The organism is Kitasatospora sp. NPDC058406 (genome assembly GCF_042722765.1).
Taxonomy (GTDB): Bacteria; Actinomycetota; Actinomycetes; order Streptomycetales; family Streptomycetaceae; genus Kitasatospora.
Genome location: NZ_JBHXKE010000349.1, coordinates 1 through 7,170, shown reverse-complemented (window position 1 = coordinate 7,170; position 7,170 = coordinate 1). Strand labels below are relative to the sequence as shown.

7 protein-coding genes and 2 pseudogenes are annotated in these 7,170 nt (G+C 76.6%); 7 read left to right on the top strand and 2 right to left on the bottom strand.

Annotated elements, in window-relative coordinates:
* The first annotated feature begins 79 nt into the window (after window positions 1-79).
* From ACFWOG_RS38100 to ACFWOG_RS38090, 3 genes are all read left to right on the top strand, one after another.
* Entirely contained in the window at window positions 80-472 is a 393-nt protein-coding gene (locus ACFWOG_RS38100) for a transporter substrate-binding domain-containing protein (RefSeq protein ID WP_380364077.1), read from the top strand.
* Window positions 473-803: 331 nt separating this feature from the next.
* Window positions 804-2,225: a geranylgeranyl reductase family protein gene (locus ACFWOG_RS38095; protein ID WP_380364075.1), complete on the top strand. Its 1,422-nt coding sequence runs from the start codon at window positions 804-806 to the stop codon at window positions 2,223-2,225.
* A gap of 396 nt (window positions 2,226-2,621) precedes the next feature.
* A complete protein-coding gene (locus ACFWOG_RS38090; protein WP_329951083.1) occupies window positions 2,622-3,305 on the top strand; it encodes a TNT domain-containing protein in 684 nt (227 codons plus the stop codon).
* A 107-nt stretch (window positions 3,306-3,412) separates the two neighbouring features.
* On the opposite strand, the gene ACFWOG_RS38085 is transcribed toward ACFWOG_RS38090, so the two are convergent.
* Window positions 3,413-3,943 carry a GNAT family N-acetyltransferase gene (locus tag ACFWOG_RS38085; protein ID WP_380364072.1) on the bottom strand — a complete coding sequence of 177 codons (531 nt, stop codon included), beginning with the start codon at window positions 3,941-3,943 and terminating at the stop codon, window positions 3,413-3,415.
* A gap of 463 nt (window positions 3,944-4,406) precedes the next feature.
* On the opposite strand from ACFWOG_RS38085, the gene ACFWOG_RS38080 reads away from it, so the two are divergent.
* From ACFWOG_RS38080 to ACFWOG_RS38065, 4 genes and pseudogenes are all read left to right on the top strand, one after another.
* Complete coding sequence (locus ACFWOG_RS38080) at window positions 4,407-4,859, top strand: hypothetical protein (RefSeq protein WP_380364070.1); 453 nt, start codon at window positions 4,407-4,409, stop codon at window positions 4,857-4,859.
* Window positions 4,860-4,926: 67 nt separating this feature from the next.
* Window positions 4,927-5,520 carry a DUF3040 domain-containing protein gene (locus tag ACFWOG_RS38075; RefSeq protein WP_329951080.1) on the top strand — a complete coding sequence of 198 codons (594 nt, stop codon included), beginning with the start codon at window positions 4,927-4,929 and terminating at the stop codon, window positions 5,518-5,520.
* Window positions 5,520-5,888, top strand: coding sequence for a PRC-barrel domain containing protein (locus ACFWOG_RS38070; RefSeq protein WP_329951079.1), 369 nt, complete (start codon window positions 5,520-5,522; stop codon window positions 5,886-5,888). The genes ACFWOG_RS38075 and ACFWOG_RS38070 overlap by 1 nt, the downstream gene beginning before the upstream one ends.
* Window positions 5,889-5,957: 69 nt before the next feature.
* Window positions 5,958-6,515, top strand: a pseudogene (locus tag ACFWOG_RS38065) (type 1 glutamine amidotransferase domain-containing protein); the annotation flags it as partial.
* A gap of 220 nt (window positions 6,516-6,735) precedes the next feature.
* Here the strand turns inward: ACFWOG_RS38065 and ACFWOG_RS38060 are convergent.
* Window positions 6,736-7,170: pseudogene (locus ACFWOG_RS38060) on the bottom strand (DNA ligase); the annotation flags it as partial.

Genomic DNA, 7,170 nt, shown 5'->3' with positions numbered 1-7,170 from the left:
CGCCCGGGGGGGGGGGGGGGGCTGCTTGGGGGGCGGGGGGGGCGGGGGCCGCGGGGCCCCCCCCCCCCCCCCCCGCGTCGTGTGCCCCGGCGACGACCTCAAGGACCCGCCCGGCGACCCCGCCGGGCTCGATCCGGAGCTCGCCCGGGCGATCGGGCGCCACCTCGGCCTGCGGGTCGCCTTCACCGACCTGCCCTTCGACCGGCTGATTCCGGCCGTCCGGACAGGGCACCCGGACCTGGCGATGTCCGCCGTCGTCGACACCCGGCAGCGCCGGCTCCGGGGCCGCCGAGGACGGCCGCCGGGCCGACGCGGGCGTCGACTTCGTCGACTACTTCGCGACCGGCACCTCGACGGTGGTCGAGGCGGGCAACCCGCTGGACCTCTCCGCCCCGGAGAGCTCTCCGGCCGCACGGTGGCCGTCCGGCACGGCACCGGTCAGGACGAACCGCCTTGCGGGACGTCCTGGTGAAGACGGTGGACCGGCTGATCCGGAACGGCGAGTACGACCGGACCCTGACCGAGTGGAACATCCGGAAGGGGGGTGTTCTCCGGCGCCGTCGTCGACGGCGGCTTCCGACGGCACAACCCGGCAGCGGAGTCCGGTAGCGGAACCCGGCGGCGGGCGCGGTGGCGTTCCGGGCCCGCCCCGGGGGCATCCCGACGGCCGGTCCCCACCGGTCGTCGGAACGGGTCCGCGTGTCGGGGCGCGGCGCGGTGGACAGTGTCCATATCGTCTGAGACCGCCGAGGTCCGCCGAGTCCGCCGCCGAACCGACCGACCGACACCCGTGGGAGCGCCGAATGCCCGGCCCAGCACAGCACCCGTTCACCGACCCCGCCCGCCCGGGCACCGGCCACCCGGGCACCGCCCCGGCGACGGCCGGTCCCGACGCGGCCGGTCCCGACCGGGACCGGGACACAGCGGAGGGTGCCGGCCCCGACGGTCCGGACGTCGACAGCGCCGACGTGATCGTCGTCGGCGCGGGTCCGGCCGGTTCCACCGCCGCCTACCACCTGGCCCGCACCGGGCTGGACGTGCTGCTGCTGGAGAAGTCGTCGTTCCCCCGCGAGAAGGTCTGCGGCGACGGCCTGACTCCGCGTGCGGTACGGCAGTTGGTCGATCTGGGCATCGACGTCTCCGAGTCGGCCGGCTGGTTGCACAACCGCGGCCTGCGGCTGGTTGCCGGCGGGCGCCGGCTGGAGCTGGACTGGCCCGAGCTGTCCGCCTTCCCCGGCTTCGGGCTGGTCCGGCGCCGCGCGGACTTCGACGAGCTGCTCGCCCGCCGCGCGTCCTCGGCCGGTGCCCGGCTGGTCGAACGCGCCAACGTGTCGGGCCCGATGATCGACGAGCGGTCCGGCCGGATCACCGGTGTCACCGCCCGGCTGGGCGAGGAACGCCGCCCGGTCGTCTACCGCGCGCCGCTGGTGGTCGCGGCCGACGGCAACTCCACCCGGCTCTCGCTCGCGATGAAGCGCTACCGCCGGACCGACCGTGCGATGGGCGTCGCGTACCGGACCTACTTCACCACCCCGCGCCACGAGGACCGCTACCTGGAGGCGTGGCTCGACCTGCGCGACCCCGGCGACCCTGCACGGCGCCTGCTGCCCGGCTACGGCTGGGTGTTCGGGATGGGTGACGGGACCGCCAACGTCGGCCTGGGGGTGCTCGACACCGGCGCCGTGGCCGGTGAGGTGGACTGGCGCGAGCTGCTCCGCCGCTGGTGCGCCGACCTGCCGCCCGAGTACGGCTACACCCCCGAGGGGGTCACCGAACCCGTCCGCGGCTCCGCCCTCCCGATGGGGCTCAACCGCCAGCCCCACTACGCCGACGGACTCCTGCTGGTCGGCGACGCGGGCGGAACGGTCAGCCCGGCCACCGGCGAGGGGATCGCCTACGCGATGGAGTCCGGCCGCTTCGCCGCCGAGACGGTCGTCCAGGCGCTGGCGCGGCGCACCGACCGGGGGCGCGAACTCGCCCTGCGCGCCTATCCGCAGGCGCTGCGCGCCGCCTATGACGGCTACTTCGCGCTCGGCAGGCTCGTCGCCGAGGCCCTGGGCCGCCCCCGGCTGCTCGGCGCGGCCGGGGCCGCCGGACTCGGCAACCCGGCCGTGCTGAAGGTGGCGTTCCGTCTGATGGTCAACCTGACCGAGCCCAACTCCCGTGACGCGCTGGACCGGCTGCTCCATCTGCTGGGTCGGCTGGCGCCGAGCAGCCGGGGCTGACCGCCAGTCCCGCCGCGAGGACTCGCGCCGCCGGTCCGCTCCGGCCGCCGCGCGGCGGAGACCGCGACGGGAGGGGGCGTGACCCTCCAGTCTGCGCGCCCCCGGTGGCCGGCGTGCGCAGGTTGGCCGAATCCGGGGGAATCGACGGCGCTGCGGGCCCGGCGTGTTGACGCGGGGTCAGATGATCCGCTTGCCTAGGTCGCGGCCCGGACACGGAGGGTGACTGATCGCCCGGTGTCCGGGAGGATCCGGCCGGTCGCGCCCTGCGGCCTGCCACCGTCCGTCACCGGCCGGTCCCGGCCGGCGCCGAACGGCCGCCGGACCACCGATCCACCCGGCCCACCGGACCCACCCGACCCACCCGACCCACCCGACGACTTTCACGACGGAGACATCGTGCGCCTTCGCCTTCGCCTGTTCGCCGCACCGCTCGCCGCGGTCGTGGCCCTGCTAGTCCCGAGCATCCCGGCGGCCGCCGATTCGGCCCCCGACGTGCTCGCCGCCCGGGCGGCCGCGACGACTCCCTCGAACGAGTGCTCGGAGGCCGACCACCACGGGGACCCCCGGCTCGGTCCCGCCGACCTCCCGACCCGGGGCCCGGTCGGCCGCGAGCTGATCGGCTACAAGCGCACCGGAAACCTCACCGAGGAGCAGTTCCTCGCCACCTACTACAGCCCCACCGCCAACAACGGCGCCCCGGGCTGGATCTACCCGCCCGCCAACGGGTACGTCACCCTGCCCGACGGCACCCCCATCGAGTTCGAGATCACCCTCTACCCGAACCAGAACATCGACCGTTACGGCAGCGAGTACGGCTCCTTCCTCGCCCCCGAGGGCCTGCCCTACGCCAGCCGCTCCATCCCGCCGCAGAGCCTCGACAGCAACCCGGCCGCACCCTGCAACTACCACGACTACAAGGTCCTGAAGCCGTTCAAGGTGCACGCCGGCCCGATCGCGCCCTGGTTCGGCCAGCCCGGCTACGGCTTCCAGTACCAGCTCGACGCCGCGCTGGTGCCGAACGGCCCGTCCAGGCTGAACGTGCTCTGGCTCGTCGACAACGGCTACCTGGCCCGCATCTGACCCCTGCTCCGGCCCGGCCCGAGCCCGTCACCCCGGCTCCGGCCGGGCCGGGGCCGGTGGGTCCGCGGGCTCCCGTCCGGCCCCGGCGGCCACCGGACGGGAGCCGGTCACCAGACGTCGCCGTCGCGCCAGTCGCAGGCCAACCGCCCGCCGAGGTCCAGCGGAGCCGCCCCCGGCAGCACGAACACCGCGCCCTCCTCCTCCGGGGTCGCTACCGGGCCCTGCGGCGCGAGCACGGCGAGCGGACCTCGCCACGGCAGCCACCCGCGCGCGGCGTAGAACCGCGCCGCATCGTCCGCCGCGCAGAGCGCCCCCAGCTCGTACCCGCCTCGGATCACCTCCTCCAACGCCGCCATCAGTGCCGCGCCGTGGCCGCGCCCGCGCCGGTCGGCCCGGACCACGACGTTCTCGACGTAGCCGGTGCGCAGCGCGCGCCCGCCGTGCAGCATCCGGCGCTGGACCACGGACGCGTGGCCGACCAGCAGGCCGCCCTCCCGGACGAGCGCGTGCAGGCCGCCGAGTCCGTGCTCCCAGTCCTCCTCGGAGAGGTCGTCGAACTCCTCGGACAGCAGGCCCCGGACCGCCTCCCGGGCCGTGCGGTCCAACCGGGCGGTGTGGACGGTGACGAGGTCGCGCATGCCCCGATCGTGGCACGCCCGTGCGTCGCGCCGTCGGCCCCGGCCGACCCGGACCTCGCCTTCCGGCACCCGCTCCGCACCACCGACGCGCCGTCGGTCGGAGGAGCGGGGACGCCGCCGCCTTCGCCGCTGTCGACCGGGCCGGCGGGGGCTCCTCGGCAAGACCGCCCGGGCCGCCTCGCCACCGACCCGCGCGCTCCGCCCGCCCGACCGTCGGACCGCCCGGCCGCCAGACCGTCGGACCGCCCGTCCCGTGGCCGCGATCACTCCGGGTGAGCGGGCGGGCGCGCTGCGCGCCGCGGCGGAGGCCGCCCCGTGCTCCCGTCCCGGTCCACCCGGCGGCGCCACCGCTCCGGTCCCGCCCCGAGCTGCGCGGACGCCGTCGCGCCGGGCGGAGGCAGGGGGTGCGGGCCTAGTCTGGAAGGGCGCGCCGGTACGCGGTGCGGAACGGGATCGGTGAGCCATGACGGTCATCTCGGCGGCACTCTTCGGGACCGACTGGCGCGGTGCGTCGCCCGGCTCCGCCGAACTGTTGCGCGAGTGCGCCGCGCGGGGCTGGACGGTGGTCCTCACCGCCCCCGGACCGGTCGGCGCACCGGTACTCACGGTGACCGCGCCGGGGTCCGATCCGCTCGGAGCCGGGCTCGGTCTGGTGGGCGGCACGCCGTCCCACGCGGTGTTCGTCGCCGGAAGCGTTCCCGAAGTGCGGTCGGCGCACCGGGCCGGAGTGCCCTGTGTCGCCGTACGGGGCGGCGGCGCGACCGCCCCGGAGCTGCGGGCGGCGGGCGCGGCCGAGGTGCACCGCGACGCCGTCGCCCTGTTGCGCGTGCTGGACGACAGCCTGCTCGCCCGGCCCCGGGCGTTCGGCGCCGGCCGTCTCCCGGTCGCCGTCGCGTCCGGGGGCCGGAGCGGTTAGCACATACCGGACCGGGCATTCGCCCGGAGGAGTGGACACCGTCACCGGAAGCCCGGAGGTGACCGAGATGGACGGACCCGCGTTGAGCGGACGGGAGCGACGTCTCCTTGAGGAGATCGAGGACGACCTGCGCCAGGACAGCCGCCTCGACCGGCGGCTGAGCACGATGGGCGCCAAACGTCCGAGCCGCGGCCGGCGTGCGGTACGCGGCCTCGCCCGCCGGGTACCGACCGGGGTGGCGATGACGGGGCTGGTGATGTCCGCGGTGTGCCTCAGCATCGCGGTGCGGAAGCCCACGGCGGCGGTGCTGATCGGTGTGGCGGTGCTGTGGGCGGGCAGTGTCGCCCTCGCGGCCGGCATCGCGGCGCTGCTGCACCACCAGCACCGGCACCGGCAGGGCGGTGCGGACGACCTGGGCGACTCGGCCCGCCGGCCGGACCTGCGCGGTCCGGACCTGGGCGGCCGGGATCCCGGTGGGCGGTATCCCGCCGGCGGCCCGGACTTCGCCAAGGGGGCCGGTGGACCCGACGACCGCGGCGGCTCCCGCCGCCGCCGAGAACGCCGCGACCGCCGTGACCGGCGCCCGCACGGTGACCGCCGCCAGGATCGCGAGCACCGGCAGCACCGCGAACGGCGGCCCTGGGACGACCCGGAGGCGTGATGACGACCGACCTGTGGGAGTACCGTCCGGGCTCCCACCACAGCACCGACCTGACGCTGGTCGGCTACGAGGTCGAGGCGACCGACGGTCCGCTCGGCCGGGTCGAGCAGGATGCCGGGGACCATCTGCTGGTGGACACCCGGCCGTGGGTGCCGGGCGCCCCCGTGCTGGTCCCGGTCGGGCTCGTGGCCCGGATCGACCACCTGGAGCTGGTGGTCCACCTCGACTGCCCGCGCGCCCGGATCCGCTCCGCCCCGCCGCCCGCCGCGGTCGACCACACCGGAGGCGGCCTGACCGCGCACGGCCGGGCGGCCCTGGACGACCACTACGTGCAGGACGAACACCGGACCGGCACTCCCGGTCCCTGACGGAAACGGCCCGTACGGGGCCGCCGGGACCCTTCCGGAACCGGAGCTGACGAGAGCGGGGTGGGACGGATGACCTTCGTCGTCCTCACCGGGCGGACGGTCGCGTTCCTGGTCGCGCCCGAGGGCGCCGAACAGGTGGAACTGACCTCTCCCTGGCAGGCGGTCGCCGAGGCCGGCGGCACGCCCCGGCTGCTCTCCACCCGTCCCGGGCGCGTCCAGGCCTTCCGGGGGCTGGAGCGGGCGGACACCTTCCCCGTCGACGACGTGGTCGGCGAGGCGGACCCGGCGGACTACGACGCGCTGGTGCTGCCCGGCGGCGTCGCCGGCCCCGACCGGCTGCGGCTGGACCGGGCCGCCGTCGGATTCGTCCGCGACCTGTGCGTCGCGGGTCGGCCGGTCGCGGTGATCTGCCACGGCGCGTGGACGCTGATCGAGGCGGACGCGGTGCGCGGACGCACGCTCACGTCCTGGCCCGGCATCCGCACCGACCTGGTCAACGCGGGTGCCCACTGGGTCGACGAACCGGTCCATGTCTGCCGCGACGGCCCCGGCGTGCTGGTCTCCGGCCGGAAGCCGGCCGACCTGCCGGCCTTCGAGGAGGTGCTGGTGACCGAGTTCGCGCACGCGCCCGCCGGCGAGGGCCCGCCCCCGCCGTGGCCCACCGCCCACACGCCCGAACCCTCGCGCCACACCGCCGCCGGTCACCCGGCCACGGGGGAACCGCCCGCCGCGGAACGCCCGGTCACGGAACGTCCGGTCACGGCGGGCCCGGTCACGGAACTGCCCGCCGCGGAACGCCCCGCCCCGCCCACGACGGAGTAGTCACGGGCCGTTCGGCGGGCCCGGATCAGTCTCCGCGCAACCGCACGAAGGTCGCGGTCGCCGTCCGCCCGGTGACCGTCACCTCGGCCCGCAGCGGAGTGGCCAGCGGCCGGACGGCCCCGTACTGGGGATCGTGCACCGCGGGGCCCAGCAGGCCGGCCGCGGCCTCCGCCACCCGGCGCGACTGGAGCGGCGACAGCGGCGGGGACGACAACAGCACCCGTCCGTCGTCCAGCTCCAGGACCAGCGCGCGCGGCCGGGCCGGTGGTCCGGTCACGGCGCGCACCGTCGCGTCCAGGGTGTCGCCGCGCCGGTACTTGACCCAGACGTGGCCCGCGCCCCGCGCCCGGTAGCTCGAACCGGCCGCCTTGCAGACCAGCCCCTCCACCCCCGTGTCGGCCAGCCGCTCCATCCAGGCCAGCGCCTCCGCCCGGTCGGTGGTCGCCAGCACCGGCTGGAC

Excerpts from the sequence above, each read along its gene's own strand:
- ACFWOG_RS38095 (WP_380364075.1), top strand. The coding sequence starts at position 804 with ATGCCCGGCCCAGCACAGCACCCGTTCACCGACCCCGCCCGCCCGGGC.
- ACFWOG_RS38085 (WP_380364072.1), bottom strand. The coding sequence starts at position 3,943 with ATGCGCGACCTCGTCACCGTCCACACCGCCCGGTTGGACCGCACGGCC.
- ACFWOG_RS38080 (WP_380364070.1), top strand. The coding sequence starts at position 4,407 with ATGACGGTCATCTCGGCGGCACTCTTCGGGACCGACTGGCGCGGTGCG.
- ACFWOG_RS38075 (WP_329951080.1), top strand. The coding sequence starts at position 4,927 with ATGGACGGACCCGCGTTGAGCGGACGGGAGCGACGTCTCCTTGAGGAG.
- ACFWOG_RS38070 (WP_329951079.1), top strand. The coding sequence starts at position 5,520 with ATGACGACCGACCTGTGGGAGTACCGTCCGGGCTCCCACCACAGCACC.